Raw genomic sequence first — 15255 nt, 5'->3', positions numbered from 1 at the left:
ATGCGATACCCGATATACCTTACCGGATTCATGGGCAGCGGCAAAAGCACTTTTGGTCGCCTGCTGGCCCGTGAACTGGATTTTAAATTTATCGACCTGGACAAATACATCGAAACACAAGAGGGGAAGAGCATTTCAGAGATATTTGCCAGATATGGGGAAGAAACATTCCGCGAAGTTGAGCGACTGGCCGTTCATGAAAGCACAAAATCCGGGAAGGCCGTTATTGCCACCGGAGGAGGTGTTCCCTGCCACTTCGACAATATGGAAGTTATGAACAAATACGGGCTGACCATCTATCTCAAAGTGTCGCCCGAAGCCCTCACCGACCGTCTGATGCCTGCCAGGGAACATCGCCCGCTAATTGCTGGCAAAACCAGAGATGAGCTTTTGGCCTTTATCAAAACCACCCTGCAACAAAGAACTCCCTTTTACGAAATGGCTACACTGACTGCAGACACCACCAGTCTCTCGCCCGAAGACTCTGTCAGAATCGTTCTTCAGGCGGTACAATCGAACCACACCTGAATCTTGTCGGTTCAGATGCTCAGGATTCAGTTTAATCAATTATTCACCTGTAAACCAAGCACCGTAACCGGGAATCTTTTACTTTTGTATAAAATCCCGTTGTAAAGATGCAAAAATCCTTACTTTTAATCATACTGATACTCCTGTCAACAGGAGTTCTGCTTCAGGCTCAGGAGGAGCGCCCTAAAATAGGGCTGGTGCTGAGCGGGGGCGGTGCAAAAGGACTGGCCCATATCGGAGCATTAAGAGTATTGGAAGAGGAAGGAATTGTTCCGGACTACATCACCGGAACCAGCATGGGCAGTATCATAGGCGGACTCTATGCCATCGGATATACGGCCGAAGAGCTGGACTCAATTGTAAATAGCGTATCCTGGACCAGTCTGCTTTCAGATCAGATTCCGCTCTCATCGGTGTCGCCTCAGGAAAAAGAAGACTACAACCGATATCAGGTAGAATTCAACATTACAAGGGAGGGACTCGAAATACCATCAGGTCTGGTTCGCGGACAAAAAATCAGTGAACTGATATCCCGGTTAAGCTGGCATATGGCAGACATCCGATCGTTCGATGACTTTCCCATTCCGTTTCGATGTGTAGCAGCCGACCTTATCAGCGGCAATCAGTATGTATTCGATCAGGGAAACCTCACCACGGCACTCAGAGCCAGTATGTCTATTCCTTCGGTATTTTCCCCTGTACGATTAGACTCTATGTTACTTGTGGACGGGGGAATTCTTAACAATTATCCGGTTCATTTGTGCAAAAGAATGGGGGCAGACATTATTATTGGTATCAACGTTGGCTTCGAAGACAAACCGAACGATGAAGGCCCTGAGACGCTTCCCGAAATACTAATGGCATCGGCCACAATAGGGGGAAACCTGGCCATGCGCAGAGCCATCAGAAGAACAGATTTACTGATCTCGCCGCAACTGGAAAAATACAATACCGCCAGCTTTTCAAATGCCAAAGAAATCATCCTCCTGGGAGAAGAAGCTGCCAGAGAACAGACAGACTCCCTCAGAAAACTCATGGCGGAACACCATATCGCACCACGGACTTTTCCGAAAGTGAATAAAAAGAAGGCAAAGAATAAGATCGTCTCCAGAATTCAGATTCATGGTCAGGAAAGTACGACCCAACAATTTTTGCTGGGTAATATGCGGGTGCAACCCGGAGATACCATTACCAGTGAACTGCTCCGTACAGGCATCCAAAGAGCCATGGGAACCCGTCATTTCGAAAACATCACCTATCACCTCGACCCTTTGGATAAGGGCTATGTCCTGGTTTTAACAGTGGAAGAAAGTAATCCGGCCAAAACCAAGTTTTCAGTTCATTACGACAATGAATACAAAGCAGGACTGCTGGCCAACCTGACCGTAAGAAACCTGTTTGGGAACTCTTCGCGCACCTCACTGACCACCGACATATCTGAAACACCCCGCTTTAATGTATATCAGCTTAATTACCTGGGCGAAAAACAAATCGCTGCAGCCAAAACAGGCTTTACCTACGAAAACAACAACCTGCCGGTTTACCTGGATGACGGCTCAAAATATGGAACGTTCAAACAACAATATTCATCCGTATATGCCGGTTTCCTGACAAATCTGGGCACCTACTGGCAAATGGAAACTTCGGTACGATACACACACTCAACGCTGCAGAACAGAAGTGGCTTTTCAGACATCTTTTATGCAGGAGTGGAGCGGTTCGGAAACACATTTCTCTCTACCCGGTTCGATTTCAATTACAGTTCATTAAACCGACGATATTTCCCGGTCAGAGGTTCCAAAATCAATCTTTTTTACCGATTCAACATTGACGGCAAAGAGCTTTACAAAGGCAGCAGCAACGGAAAGGAATTGGTAGCACCCCTTACCAACATTCCCAACCGGCAATATTTTTCTCTGGGGGGCCATTGGCAAAAATATTTCCCGGTAAGTCGTAAATTCACCCCAGGCATCAGATTATCCGGGCAATTTACAAACAAAGCAGCTCCGTTGCTCGACTTAACATTTATCGGAGGACTTCCATTCAACAACCGCAGTAACGAAGTACACTTTATCGGTTACTCATTCAGGGAAAAGCTGGTGGAAGATTTTGCCCTGGGGGAAATCGATCTTCGATACCGCCTCCTTCAACAAATCCATCTGAACATCCAGGGAGGAGTGCTGTTTTCCACCATAAATCTTCCCAAGCAAATTGAGCCCATTGGTCTGGACAAAACAGAAACCGTTTACGGATATGGCTTAATGCTGGCATACGATAGTTTTTTGGGTCCCTTACAATTAGGAGCCGGAAGCAATAACACCGACCACAGGTTACGATGGTACTTCAATTTTGGATTTAATTTCTAAACTTAACCATATAAAAATGGTCGCGTATATATATTCTCAGATTGCTTCGGGCTGAGTCCTCCCAATGACAGATTTTTGTAATAAACAAAAACCTACCCCGGGTCGAGAACCCGGGGTTATTCTAGTTTGCCCTTCGGGGACGATCCTGTTCTATCATAGACCCATTATTCCTCAATTTTTTTGAGGTAGTCACTCGCAATGCCCACCGCAGGGAGGAGGAAAAAGTGGACGGTTCCCGAAGCAAACTCTAAAAATACGACCATTCACTCAATTTTTTGTTCCATTCACTCATTCTTTTCGGAATCACATAATACTGCCACTATATTCACATTGGATTAACCTCCCAAGCCTTTTTAGACCATAAAAAAACCGAATATCCCCGGCCTTTGGTTAAACAATTAAAACCAGGCAAAATGAGCAATGTGATTGGAATGATGGTATTGGTGGATTCTGCAGCCCTGCTGAAAGACTCCCGGATTAAGGCCCTAGTTAACACCGATTTAACAACCAGCGAGCCCCCTGTTTTCACCATTAACGAAGATGATCAATTCTCTCCATTCATTTATATGATGGCAGATCGTCGTCATGTGGTAAATGGCCAGGGAACCAACAGCCTTACCATAAAGGCGGCTCCCGGCGATGAATTGCGATGGTGGGAAACCAACATCTCAAAGCATTCACCCTTCGAAGTAATGATTAAAGAAGTTTCTCCTGCACCCCATTCAAATCCCGAATGGCGGGATATTTTCCATCACACCCCCGGCATCCATCCGGTTGGCAATGAGGAAAACCGGGCCATCGGTCTTAAAGGCACAGATCTGTTTTGGGCTGCTGCATTTGCCGATTACAAATATCACGCACAAATAAAAGCAGACACACACCTCAATGCATCCAACATAAATCTGGATTATCACATAGATCTGCAAATAATAGATAAGTCGCATCCTGAAGGAAAGCCTGTCTGCATTTTCAGGTGGTTCCCAAAAATACAACTTCAGGAGGCATCTTAACCGTTAATCCTAACTTCTCTCTCTATCTCAGTTTGTCTGGAAGAAAGACCTGTCAGCTGCTCTGGTCAAGCGCTGGCAGGTCACTTCTAATACTTCTATATTACTCTGAAGTGCTTAAAAACCTTCTCCTGGGCGGCTCGTGTTACAGGAATCCGCGTTTTGTCAATAAAAAGTGTATTGCCTTCAAAGCCCGTTACATTGGAGAGGTTGACAATAAAGGAACGGTGCACCCGCATGAAATCTTTGGGCAAAAGCTTTTCTTCGAAACTTTTCAACACCACGGAGTAGGTGTATTTCTCGGTTTTGGTATGGATGGTTGTGTAGTTGCTTTCTGCTTCGAGCCAAAGAATGTCGCTGAAATTCACTTTGTGATAGCTGGTGCTTTTTCTGAGAAAGAGGCAGCCGGGCATTTTCAACACGTACTCCTCTTTTTCATCATTTACTTCATTGGGTTCGCCACTTTGCCGGCCACTGTCGCCATAAAAATTCTGAAGCGCCATATCGACTGACACTTTTACCTGACGGTCGTTGAACGGTTTGAGCAGATAGGCTGCAGGATTTACCTGGCGGGCCATCTCCACCACTTCATGATTGGCAAGCGATGTGAGGAAAACAAAAGGGATGTGAAACCGTTCGTTGACAATCCTTCCAAGGTCGATGCCGGTTTTAGTTCCCCGCAGGTTCACATCCACCAACATAATATCCACCTTGTTTTCGTCAAGCCAGGCGATGGCTTCATCTACGTTGTCGATTTTTTCGGCTACCTCATAGCCCATGTCCTCCAGGCGCATGGCTATGTCTTCGGCAATCATAAATTCATCTTCAACAATAAGAATACTAATCTTGTTGCTCATGCATTAATTCTGTAGTTTGTCTGAACTCATCGATAACTCCCATCGGCAACCATGGTCATTGGTTTGGGTCAGTTCGCCCTGCAACTGCCTGATGAGAGAGTGAACCAGTTTCATTCCCAGAGAGCGACTCTTCCTGAAATCGAACCCTTCGGGAATTCCCGGCCCGTTATCGGCAATAATCAATCGCAATTTATCATTTTCTTCTTTAAGTGCCACGTCAATGCGCAATTTGCTTTCGCCCGATGCATATTTCAATGAGTTGGTCAGTAGCTCATTGATGATGATTCCCAGCGGAATGGCAAGATCGATGTACAATTTGGCCGTAGAAAGGTCTAAATGTAAGTCCACTTCTTTGCCGAAACCATACACCAGATTGTCCACCAGTTCTTTGATGTAATCGGCCAGTCGAATGTGGGTATCCACATCTTCGCGATATAGTTTCTGATGTATGAGCATCAGTGCATCGATGCGGCGGCGGGAAGCCACCAGTGCATCGGCAGCCGGTTCGCCCTTAAACTGGGCGGCCTGCAATGAGAACATGCTCGATACCATCTGAAGGTTGTTCTTTACCCGGTGGTTCAACTCTTTCAGCAGCAGGGCTTTCTCTTTTTCACGCTTTTCTATAATGTCTTTTTGTTCGGCCACTTTTTTGTAGGCCCGCTTGCGCAAAATCTGCAGGCGATAAAGAATGGAAAGCAGAATCAACAAAACAGCAGCCCCAAAAGACAAAATGATAACTGTCCGCCGCTTACTCTGATTCTCCACTTCCAGAATACGAATATCGGCATCTTTACGGTCGAGCCAGTACTGACTCTCCAGTTGTTCCGTTTTGCGGACATTTTCGATATTTACCAGACTGTCGTGGTAAACTTCGTACTGCTTTCGCAGTTCCAGTGCATCCTGATAGCGTCCGGTTTGCTCGTAAAACAGGGACAAATCTTTGCTGATGTCCCGGATTTGTTCTTTCAGTTTCTCCCGCTCCGCCGTTTGCAGGGCATCATGCAACAGTCCCTCTCCCCTCGCCTTTTGCCCCTGCCGGATGTAAATTTGGGCCAATTCCGACTGATACACTGAGGTGGAGTAATAGTCGCCCATTTCACCCAGAATCTCCATGGCAGACTTCAGCAGTTCGATGGCTTCTTCCTCTTTATTCTGAGTAGCATATACCATCCCCAGGTTTCCCCGGGCATAGCCTTTAACGATTTCAATATTATCATTATCTAACTTTTGATTTAGCTCCAGGCACTCCTGAAACAAAATGGCAGCACTGTCAGCATTGCCAGCCAAACGGTAAGTCTCCCCAAGATTGATCATGGCCAACACTACGTTAGCGGTATCTTTGCGTTGTTGAAAGGTATTCAGGGCTTGGGAGATGTAGGTTATGGCTTTAGGATAATTATTTTCAGCAGTAAAATGGCTGCCTATTTGTAGTTCTAATGAAGCAGTTTTCTCTGGAAGATTTAATTCATCATAAATTCTTAAAGCTCTAAATGAGGATTCTATTGCTTCAGAATAGTTTCCAAGATCTCTATAAGCAAGGCTGATATTTTCCCAAATTAGGCCCTCAAGCAAACCTAACTCTTTTCCCCGAGCTATGTTCAAAGCATTTCTGCATGCGTTTAACGCTTCGACAGGTTCACCCCTATGCAATGACGAAATCTTTAAAAATAATCGAATCCTGATACTATCATTTTTTGTTGAACTTAGAAGATTTCTCAAACTATCAACTTCTTTCTTTTTCACCTCCTCCTGGGCTTCCAACGGAAGTTGAAGAAAAAAAAGATAAACGCACAATAGTACCAGGATTTGTCTCATTTCAAAAGTTTTTCTCTTTGTCTTAATCACCAGGATCTGAAGTATTCTTAATCAACGGATCAATCACCGCCATTTTATCAGCCCCTCCAATCCTGAAAAAAATCAGATAAAAAATATTTTCTTTCAGTTTTACTTTTTCGGGGGTAAAAACAGAAAAATTGTCATCCTTCGTAGGCTTAACAATCAAATGGCCATCGAGAGTAGCCTCGCATGAGGTGCGATCCAGGTCGAATATTTCGGCCCATTCCTTCTTTTTCGTAATGGTAGGCGTAATCAAATCCATGTTGATTTCCCCATTAATTTCGCCGGTCGATTTGTCGTAAAGGGTAACAGGGTGCTTTTTAGAATTGGAAACAAGCGTAACCAAATACTCGGTATCGGCTTCCAACGGTAAAATTTTATTGCCTTCCCATTTAATGTCGGGGGCATCAATTTTACAAAAATCATCTGCTACCAATGGCTTGGAAGCTGTTCCCCAGGTGGGATCTTTTCCAAAAAAATCAATCAAACTGTCGGTGTCAACGGTGATTTTAATTGTCTTTTTTTTCATCGCAAATAATTTTAAGTTAGGAATAGAGCGTTAATCGATTGTGAATTTATCAAATAAAATGGTAAAATGAAATTTCCGGGCGGATTAATCGAATGGACTGGAAGGGGGAGAAAGCGGTGGAAAGGTGAAAGGGTGGAAAGGTTGGACGGTGGAGGCTATAGGTTGGAGATTCTTCGCAAGCTCAGAATGACACCCGACTGATTGTCATTCTGAGGAGGTACGACGAAGAATCTGTCTTGTGTTTCATAAGCGGGTGTATCTTTCAATCTTGAAAAACCCCAAACCTCACAGATTAGGGATGAAAGCTGAATCCGGGAGAAGATAAAAACATCCACATCTGTCACCACTGCCGCTTCTACCATACTGTCGCCCGCCTCCGGGGGCTGGAAAATATAGATCGGGAGGGCTAATTACCAAAGAAAATCTTCTTTACCATTAGTAAAAATGAGAAAACATTTACATCCACTAATCAAAATGGAACAGCCACGGCAGTGGCGGAAGTATGGTAAAAAGGAACCTTATGAATATAGAGACTGAGCCACGGCAGTGGTGACACCTTTTCTTTGTTTAGCCGCCATAGAGCGTGGGGCACAGGTCGCTGGCTGGATCGTTTGTCGTCAGAGACGACGGGTTACGGCCCCCTCGTGCGGAAAGGAGGGGGAGTTTCTTTCAAGCTTGAAAAACCTCTCGTTCGGTTGGATTTCCCGTGAAACACTACTGTCGGACCGGAACGTCCATGTGGATTTGCAATCCACACGGTTTCTTATTTGCGGATTTGTAATCCGCTACCAAACACAGAACATGGATTAATTAACACAGAAATTGGAATAGCCGAATAATAATTTATGGCTAAAATCAAATATCTACCCAACTCACAAATAACTAAATAACAGACAATTGCTTTTGCTGGATTGCAAATCCAGGGAAGATAAACGGGGGGAACGACGAAGAATATGTTTCTGTTTAAAAAAGATCTGAATGTGTTCCGGTATTCATCATTAGTAAGGTAAGGCTGCTGTTATCTTGGTGCCAAATCAGCAACCAATCTGGCTTTATATGGCACTCCCATAGGCCGGTGTATTTTCCTTTAAGCAAATGTGGCTTATACATAGCAGGTAGTTCTCCGGTTCGCTGTAATAGGTCAATAACTTTTATAAGCTCACCAAGGTTATACCCTCTTTTATTACAACGTTTCAGGTCTTTCTTAAATCGATTGGTATATTCAAGAGCGTACACTATTTAAGACACTCTTTTAACAGGTTATTGGCATCTTTTGCTTTATGTACTTTCCCGGTTCGTAAATCGTGTAACGACTCTTCAATGCCACTTGCCGAACTGATAGTAACAATGTCTTTAAGCGACTTTAAAAACTCAATCAGGTTTCTGCCTGTTTTTGTGCGCTCGTTGATGTGTATTGTATAGGTTGCCATAATGTTTGGTATAAAAGCTTTGTTACAAAGTTACTAAAACAATATTGCAATTTAAAGAGGAAATAATTCTTCAGACGGAGTTAGCTTGTGGCTGTTAGCTCTTTGGTTTGTTCTAAGTAGAATGTCATTCTGAGTGACTACTCTCGTCCGGTTGGATTTCCCGTGAAACACTACTGTCGGACCGGAACGTCCGTGTGGATTTGCAATCCACACGGTTTTTTATTTGCGGATTTGTAATCCGCTACCAAACACAGAACATGGATAAATTAACATAGAAATTGGAATAGCCAAATAATGATTTATGGCTAAAAACAAATATTTATCCAACTTACAAATAACTTAATAACAGGCAATTGACTTTGCTGGATTACAAATTCAGCAAAAGAAAACGGAGTGGATTACCGCTCGGCTCTGCCGCTTTGCTTGCAAAGAAATCCACCCCGACGGGGGGCTATGAGCTAACAGCTACTCCCTTTCCACCTTGCTTTGCTCCATTCCCATTCAATAAAGAAACCCAAAAAGCCAAAGGGGAATTTTATTCCCAAAACCAATTTCTATGTTATCGGCGGCAATATAGGCCTCACTAATATTCTTAATCTGTTTGTTCGATTTATTCCTTCCACCCACTTCGAAAAGATATTTTCCATTTACAAGAAAATCACTCTTTGGTGGATACGAAACACGATTAATAAAACCAACCTGATTGTAAAAAAAAGTCTCCCGGATAGTACCCGACTGCAAATTTTCAGCATCGATAGCAAACATCAGGTTCGTATTATTCAGATAAATTTTAGCAGGCTTATTCAAAATTTTGTTTCCTACCGCATGTGCGCCTATGGTTTTTATTAAATCGCCCTTTTCAAGCAAATTAATGTACTTAATAAGTGTACGTTGATCAGCCACAAAGAGCTCTGAAGTGAGTTTTGACAAATTTGGAGTATAAGGAACGGTCGTTGCCAACACACCCAATAATTGCTTTATTTTATGAAGCGATTCATAAGAAACATAGCTTACTGTCGGGATATCCACATCAACAACCACTCCGATAATTTCAGAAAGCCGGCTATAATAATTCTCAGGACTCTCCGCAAAAAAAGGGTAATAACCAATCTTTAAATATTTCTCAAAGGCCGGAAGAACCTTTATTTTATCCATTACATCCTTACAAATTTCCGGATGAGAGTTCAGCATAAGATCCAGCTCAATAACAGGAAACTCAAAGTGGTGATAGAACTGAATATACTCACGAAAAGAAAGTCCCTGTAATAAATAACTGACCTTCCGGCGGCTTAAATCGCCCTGCCCCTGATGCAATTCCAATACAGACGAGCCGGTATAAAAAATCTGTAGTGATGGGAAGGAATCATAAACTGCCTTCATCTCCCTTGACCAGTCACTATCCTTATGCTTTAAGGGATACTTATGAACTTCATCCACAAAAAGAACTTCCCCACCGTACTTATAGAAATTTTCGGCCAGATCGAACAAGCTGTTTCTGAAAAAGAAAGGCACATCCAAAGAAACATAAAGCACTTTTCGTCCCGTGGTTGCAAGCTTTTTTGCAATCTGAAGCAACAAAGTAGTCTTTCCTGTACCTCGTGCTCCAGTAATTTCTGTTAAGCGATTATCTTCATTAATTTTATAAAAAAGACTTCGCTTAAAGTCTTCTTTCACCGAATTAACCATTCGATTGCTAATTTCATAAAGTTGCTCCATTGCAATTATGTTTTATCTGTAAAATAGCATATTATGTTTTGAATTACAATTTTTCTTTGCTTTTCCTGTATTTCATTACAATATTTATTTATTTTTTTTGTAATTCATTACATAATATGAGATCAAGACAGGCCAACAAATTAATGCTTAGGGAATCCCACTGAAGCAGGATTAGCATGCGGGTTTTAGCCGAAGTAGATATTCTGAGGAGGTACGAGGAAGAATCTGCTCAAAGTTTCCAGGAGACGGGGAGTTTACAAAAACATAGTGCTAATCTCACAAAAAACTTTAAATTGCAACTCTCCACCCGACATTTGGAATTAATTGTAACAAAACGACAATCTCATTCCAACATATTCTCACAATTAAACCCGATAAACTACCTTTAGAACCGAACAATATTTCTATTTTTGTGGCTTCCCGAAATCAATAATTGAAAAAAAATTAGAACAATTTACAATGAGCGGTTTTTTTGGAACAACATCAAAAGTTGACTGTGTAGCAGATGTATTTTATGGCACAGATTATCATTCTCACTTGGGTACCAAGCGTGCCGGAATGGCTTTCTACAATCCTACCGATGGCTACCAAAGGGCAATTCACAGTCTGGAAGATGGTTATTTCCGCAACAAATTTGAGGGCGACATTGTCAACTTTGCAGGAAAATCGGGCATTGGCATCATCAGCGATTTTGAAGCGCAGCCCCTGGTCACTTTTTCCCACCTAGGGCGCTTTGGTTTGTGTACGGTATCCAAAATCAACAATCTGGAGGAACTGGCCGACCGGTTTCTGTCGCAACACAAAATGTTTTCGGAAACCAGCCAGGGAGGTTTCAACCCCACAGAACTGGTGGCCATGCTGATTTGCGAAAAATCGAGTTTTAAAGAAGGCATTGAGCATGTTTATGCAACCATCAAAGGTTCCTGCTCCATGCTAATTTTGCACGAAGACCGCATCATTGCTGCCCGTGATAAAATGGGGCGTACGCCCATCGTAATCGGAAAAAGAGATAACGCCTACTGTGCCGTAAGTGAAACCAGCTCCTTTCAAAACCTGGGTTATCAGATTGACAAATATCTTGGACCCGGAGAGATAGTGGAAATTACCGCCAATGGGCATTCTGTATTGCGTGAACCCTCGGAAAAGATGCAGATTTGCTCGTTTCTGTGGGTTTATTACGGTTATCCGCCATCGTTTTACGAAGGCATCAATGTGGATGAATGCCGCTACCGGTGCGGAAAGAAACTGGCCGAAAATGACAATCAGGAAGCCGATTTTGTGGCTGGAATTCCTGACTCGGGCATTGGTCATGCCATGGGTTACAGCAACCAGGCAGGTATTCCGCTTATGCGTCCTTATGCCAAATATACGCCTACCTGGCCGCGCAGTTTTATGCCCCAAAACCAAAATATGCGTGAATTGGTGGCAAAGATGAAACTGATCCCCAACACGGCGCTGCTCAAGGACAAATCGGGGATATTTCTTGACGACTCCATTGTTCGCGGCACCCAGCTGACTGACAATGTGAAAGACCTGCACAATGAAGGCATCAAAGAAATTCACATGCGCATAGCCTGTCCCCCACTCATTTACCCCTGTGAATACCTGAACTTCAGCCAGTCGCGCACCAAACTGGAACTGGCTACCCGCAAAGCCATCTTTAAACTGGAAGGAACGGAAGATACCGATTTCGAAAAATACACCGATCCGGAAAGCGAGGACTACCATAAAATGGTAGATCAAATCCGAAAAGATCTGGGCTTAACCACCCTGAAATTCCAGAAGCTGGACGATCTGGTGGAAGCCATCGGATTGCCAAAAGAGCAGTTGTGTACCCATTGTTGGGACGGGTCCGGGGAAGGGTAATTATCCTGAGAATAGCCCCCGGATTTAGCCGGATGATTATGTGTGAACTTGAGGATCTTCTGTGGCCGGTTAATTTGTCGTAAGAGACGACAGGAAATTGCCCGCTCGTGCGGAAACGAGGGGTAGTCCGGATGTAGGGAGAATGCAATAATTACATTTATTTCCAAAAAGGGATTTCATCCCTTTAACCCTGACCTACTTTCTTGTCTTGATACAAGAAAGTAGGCAAAAAAGATCAAGACTGAGCCAGCTTTCGCTCTAAAAAACTACGGTTCTTCCATCGAAATCGTCTAAACTCATCTCACTTGCTGTGCGCGTGAGATTCAAACAAAGACGATTTTTCGATGAAACAACCTTGTTTTTAGGCTTACCTGCCAAGGTCGGGGTTGCCTTCAAGATTGGAAAACCCAAATCTCACATATTGGGGACAGAAACAGGAGAAATGACACCCATGAGAATAGCCCCCGGGTTTAGCCGGGTGTTTGTGTGTGAGCTTGAGGGTCTTCTGTAGCCGGCTTCAAGCCGGCTTTTCTGAACAACCCAACAAATCGTAGCATAGGGAAGCTTTTCCAGGTATGTAGCGGTGGTGCAGAAGATAATTTGTCGTGAGAGACGACGGGAAACAGCCCCCTCGTGCGGAAACGAGGGGTAGTCCGGAAAACTTCTGAAAACTCCCACTTACACCATCAAACCTTTAAAAAACTCCCCCCGATAGAACCTTCGCGTCAAAACCCAGAACACAAAACCCAAAACTCTCGACCCGAAACCATTTAAATAAGTCCACGTGCTTTAAACTCCAGATACTTGTTCATGGTAGCAACGGTAAGCTTCCCGGGGGAACTGAGAATGGCATGAATGCCATTGCGTTCGAGTTCTTTAACGATTATTTTCTTGTCGAACATAAACTTTTCGGCAATCGTCTGACGATAGATATCTTCGAGGTCGTTGGCCTCATTCAAAATCAATTTGCCGACTTCAGAATTTTCAAAAAACACGACCAGCAACAAATGACTCGCAGCAAGGCGGCGCAGGAAAGGCAATTCCCGTCGGGCCGATTTCAGACTTTCGAAATTGGTGTATAAGATCAGCAGACTTCGTTGAGGAATTTTCTTCCTCACAATGGCATAGAGTGCCTCCATATTGTGCTCCATAAAGCCGGTTTGCTGATTGTACAGCATCTCCATAATCAGCTGGAGATGGTTGGGTTCGCGCCGGGCCGGCAACATACATTTTATCTTTTCATTGAAAGTAACGAGCCCGGCCTTATCGTGCTTAAGCATGGCAATATTGGAAAGCACCAACGAAGTATTAATGGCATAATCGAGCAATGTAAGACCGTTGAAGGGCATCTGCATGGTGCGTCCCATGTCGATTAGAGAAAAAATCTGCTGCGATTTTTCATCCTGATACTGATTCACCATCAACTGATTCCTGCGGGCAGTAGCTTTCCAGTTGATGGTACGAATGTCGTCTCCTTTGATATACTCCCTTATCTGATCAAACTCCATTTGATGACCAAACTTGCGGACTTTTTTAATGCCCACCTCACTCAATCGATCCGATATGGCCATTATCTCAAACTTACGCATCTGAATAAATGAGGGATAAACCTTCACTTTGGCAGGGTGTGCAAGGCGAATCCGGCGACCAAGAAAACCCTGGCGTGTATGGATAAAAGCATTGAGATAGCCAAAGTGATATTCGCCACGTTCAACGGGAGTCAGCGTGTAAGTAAAAGACCATGCCTCACCGGGATTTAGCTGTTTATGCCGATAAAAATCCCGAATTTGAAACTGATCAGGCAACTCTTCAATCACCTCAAGTCCGCATTTGAAAGGATAGAAGTTTTCAATATCCACCGAAACCTGATTGGCATCACCATTGCTAAATCTTTCAGGAAGCTTTCGACTTCCCGTAAGAATTCTTTTGCGTCGGGGAAACAACATCATCAGGTCTATGACAATCAATGACAAGAACACAGCAAACCCCACCCATCCAAGCACAAAAAAAAGGTGCCAGAAATGTCCCAGCAAAAACAAAACAATCAGCAATGCAAGACCGTAATAGAAACGGTTTCGAAGATATATAGCTTTAAAGGTCATCCACAGACTTATTTATCGGGGCACATCCACTGAATCCACAATCCTCTTAATCACATTTTCGGGTTTCAGCCCCTCCATCTCTTTCTCCGGAGTAAGAATAACCCTGTGATTCAACACGGGAACCACCATCTCTTTAACATCCTCGGGGGTAACAAAATCACGACCTTCCAATGCTGCAAACGCCTTGGCCGATTTCAATATAGCAATTGAAGCTCTGGGGCTGGCCCCAAGGAAAAGGCTACTGTTGTTCCGGGTCTTCTCAACGATATTGGCAATATAACTCAGAATATCATGTTCCACTTTCACCTGTGTCACCAATTGTTGAAAATCCACAATCTCTTCAGCTGAGATAACCGGGGAGACCTGATCCATTTCCATGGCGACACCCCTTTCCTGAGTATTTTGGAGAATGGTTACCTCCTGATCCACCGACGGGTAATCAATTTTAATTTTGAAAAGGAACCGGTCCAGCTGGGCTTCCGGCAGCCGATAGGTACCTTCATGCTCCACCGGGTTTTGGGTTGCCAGCACAATAAAAGGACGCTCCATCGGATGTGTTTGTCCATCAATGGTTACCTGACGCTCCTCCATCACCTCAAACAATGCCGCCTGTGTTTTGGCAGGGGCCCGGTTAACCTCATCGATCAGCACAAAATTGGAAAAAACAGGGCCTTTATTGAATTCAAAATCGGAACGGGCCGAATGAAAAACCATGGTACCCAGCACGTCTGATGGCATCAGGTCGGGGGTAAACTGAATTCGCGAAAAACCGGTATCCACGCATTTGGAAAGCAATTTGGCAATCATTGTTTTGGCAATACCGGGAACCCCTTCAAGCAAAACATGCCCGTTGGCCAGCAGAGCTGTAAGCAGATAGTCCAGCACCCGTTCCTGGCCCACAATTACTTTCCCGATTTCGTTGCGGATCTTAAACGCTGCGTGGTTTAGCTCCTCTACGTTGAGACGGTTCTCGAACAGAGATTTACCGTCGTCATTGGTTTGATTGTTTAACTCCATA

At 43.9% G+C, this 15255-nt stretch carries 12 protein-coding genes; 4 read left to right on the top strand and 8 right to left on the bottom strand.

From position 1 onward, the window contains the following. The 3 genes from BY457_RS00110 (at position 1) to BY457_RS00100 (ending at position 3904) form a co-directional block, all read left to right on the top strand. The gene (locus BY457_RS00110; RefSeq protein ID WP_106151315.1) at positions 1-528 is read left to right on the top strand and encodes a shikimate kinase; all 528 of its coding nucleotides are present in this window, start codon (positions 1-3) and stop codon (positions 526-528) included. 107 nt (positions 529-635) lie between these two features. Then, positions 636-2894, top strand: coding sequence for a patatin-like phospholipase family protein (locus BY457_RS00105; protein ID WP_106151314.1), 2259 nt, complete (start codon positions 636-638; stop codon positions 2892-2894). 413 nt (positions 2895-3307) lie between these two features. After that, positions 3308-3904: an AidA/PixA family protein gene (locus tag BY457_RS00100; protein ID WP_106151313.1), complete on the top strand. Its 597-nt coding sequence runs from the start codon at positions 3308-3310 to the stop codon at positions 3902-3904. Between the two features lie 95 nt (positions 3905-3999). Here the strand turns inward: BY457_RS00100 and BY457_RS00095 are convergent, their stop codons facing one another. The 6 genes from BY457_RS00095 to BY457_RS00070 form a co-directional block, all read right to left on the bottom strand. Next, a complete protein-coding gene (locus tag BY457_RS00095; protein ID WP_106151312.1) occupies positions 4000-4758 on the bottom strand; it encodes a LytR/AlgR family response regulator transcription factor in 759 nt (252 codons plus the stop codon). A 3-nt stretch (positions 4759-4761) separates the two neighbouring features. Beyond that, a complete protein-coding gene (locus BY457_RS00090; protein WP_106151311.1) occupies positions 4762-6573 on the bottom strand; it encodes a tetratricopeptide repeat-containing sensor histidine kinase in 1812 nt (603 codons plus the stop codon). A gap of 22 nt (positions 6574-6595) precedes the next feature. Beyond that, the gene (locus tag BY457_RS00085) at positions 6596-7123 is read right to left on the bottom strand and encodes a hypothetical protein (protein WP_106151310.1); all 528 of its coding nucleotides are present in this window, start codon (positions 7121-7123) and stop codon (positions 6596-6598) included. Between the two features lie 963 nt (positions 7124-8086). Beyond that, complete coding sequence (locus tag BY457_RS00080) at positions 8087-8359, bottom strand: type II toxin-antitoxin system YafQ family toxin (protein WP_106151309.1); 273 nt, start codon at positions 8357-8359, stop codon at positions 8087-8089. Beyond that, complete coding sequence (locus BY457_RS00075) at positions 8359-8553, bottom strand: hypothetical protein (protein WP_106151308.1); 195 nt, start codon at positions 8551-8553, stop codon at positions 8359-8361. The genes BY457_RS00080 and BY457_RS00075 overlap by 1 nt, the downstream gene beginning before the upstream one ends. A gap of 501 nt (positions 8554-9054) precedes the next feature. After that, entirely contained in the window at positions 9055-10269 is a 1215-nt protein-coding gene (locus tag BY457_RS00070) for an ATP-binding protein (protein WP_106151307.1), read from the bottom strand. A 459-nt stretch (positions 10270-10728) separates the two neighbouring features. Here BY457_RS00070 and BY457_RS00065 point away from each other — a divergent pair, with 459 nt between their 5' ends. Beyond that, on the top strand, positions 10729-12135 hold the full coding sequence (locus BY457_RS00065) for an amidophosphoribosyltransferase (protein WP_106151306.1): 1407 nt from the start codon (positions 10729-10731) through the stop codon (positions 12133-12135). Between the two features lie 770 nt (positions 12136-12905). On the opposite strand, the gene BY457_RS00060 is transcribed toward BY457_RS00065, so the two are convergent. Both BY457_RS00060 and BY457_RS00055 read right to left on the bottom strand, forming a co-directional pair. Continuing rightward, the gene (locus tag BY457_RS00060) at positions 12906-14237 is read right to left on the bottom strand and encodes a DUF58 domain-containing protein (protein ID WP_106151305.1); all 1332 of its coding nucleotides are present in this window, start codon (positions 14235-14237) and stop codon (positions 12906-12908) included. 12 nt (positions 14238-14249) lie between these two features. Beyond that, the gene (locus BY457_RS00055; RefSeq protein WP_106151304.1) at positions 14250-15254 is read right to left on the bottom strand and encodes an AAA family ATPase; all 1005 of its coding nucleotides are present in this window, start codon (positions 15252-15254) and stop codon (positions 14250-14252) included. Position 15255 lies beyond the last annotated feature (1 nt).

Source organism: Marinilabilia salmonicolor, from assembly GCF_003003035.1.
GTDB lineage: Bacteria > Bacteroidota > Bacteroidia > Bacteroidales > Marinilabiliaceae > Marinilabilia > Marinilabilia salmonicolor_A.
Note: the sequence above shows the minus strand (reverse complement) of the source record. Positions and strands in the feature narration are given on the sequence as shown.

Excerpts from the sequence above, each read along its gene's own strand:
- BY457_RS00110 (WP_106151315.1), top strand. The coding sequence starts at position 1 with ATGCGATACCCGATATACCTTACCGGATTCATGGGCAGCGGCAAAAGC.
- BY457_RS00105 (WP_106151314.1), top strand. The coding sequence starts at position 636 with ATGCAAAAATCCTTACTTTTAATCATACTGATACTCCTGTCAACAGGA.
- BY457_RS00100 (WP_106151313.1), top strand. The coding sequence starts at position 3,308 with ATGAGCAATGTGATTGGAATGATGGTATTGGTGGATTCTGCAGCCCTG.
- BY457_RS00095 (WP_106151312.1), bottom strand. The coding sequence starts at position 4,758 with ATGAGCAACAAGATTAGTATTCTTATTGTTGAAGATGAATTTATGATT.
- BY457_RS00090 (WP_106151311.1), bottom strand. The coding sequence starts at position 6,573 with ATGAGACAAATCCTGGTACTATTGTGCGTTTATCTTTTTTTTCTTCAA.
- BY457_RS00085 (WP_106151310.1), bottom strand. The coding sequence starts at position 7,123 with ATGAAAAAAAAGACAATTAAAATCACCGTTGACACCGACAGTTTGATT.
- BY457_RS00075 (WP_106151308.1), bottom strand. The coding sequence starts at position 8,553 with ATGGCAACCTATACAATACACATCAACGAGCGCACAAAAACAGGCAGA.
- BY457_RS00070 (WP_106151307.1), bottom strand. The coding sequence starts at position 10,269 with ATGGAGCAACTTTATGAAATTAGCAATCGAATGGTTAATTCGGTGAAA.
- BY457_RS00065 (WP_106151306.1), top strand. The coding sequence starts at position 10,729 with ATGAGCGGTTTTTTTGGAACAACATCAAAAGTTGACTGTGTAGCAGAT.
- BY457_RS00060 (WP_106151305.1), bottom strand. The coding sequence starts at position 14,237 with ATGACCTTTAAAGCTATATATCTTCGAAACCGTTTCTATTACGGTCTT.
- BY457_RS00055 (WP_106151304.1), bottom strand. The coding sequence starts at position 15,254 with ATGGAGTTAAACAATCAAACCAATGACGACGGTAAATCTCTGTTCGAG.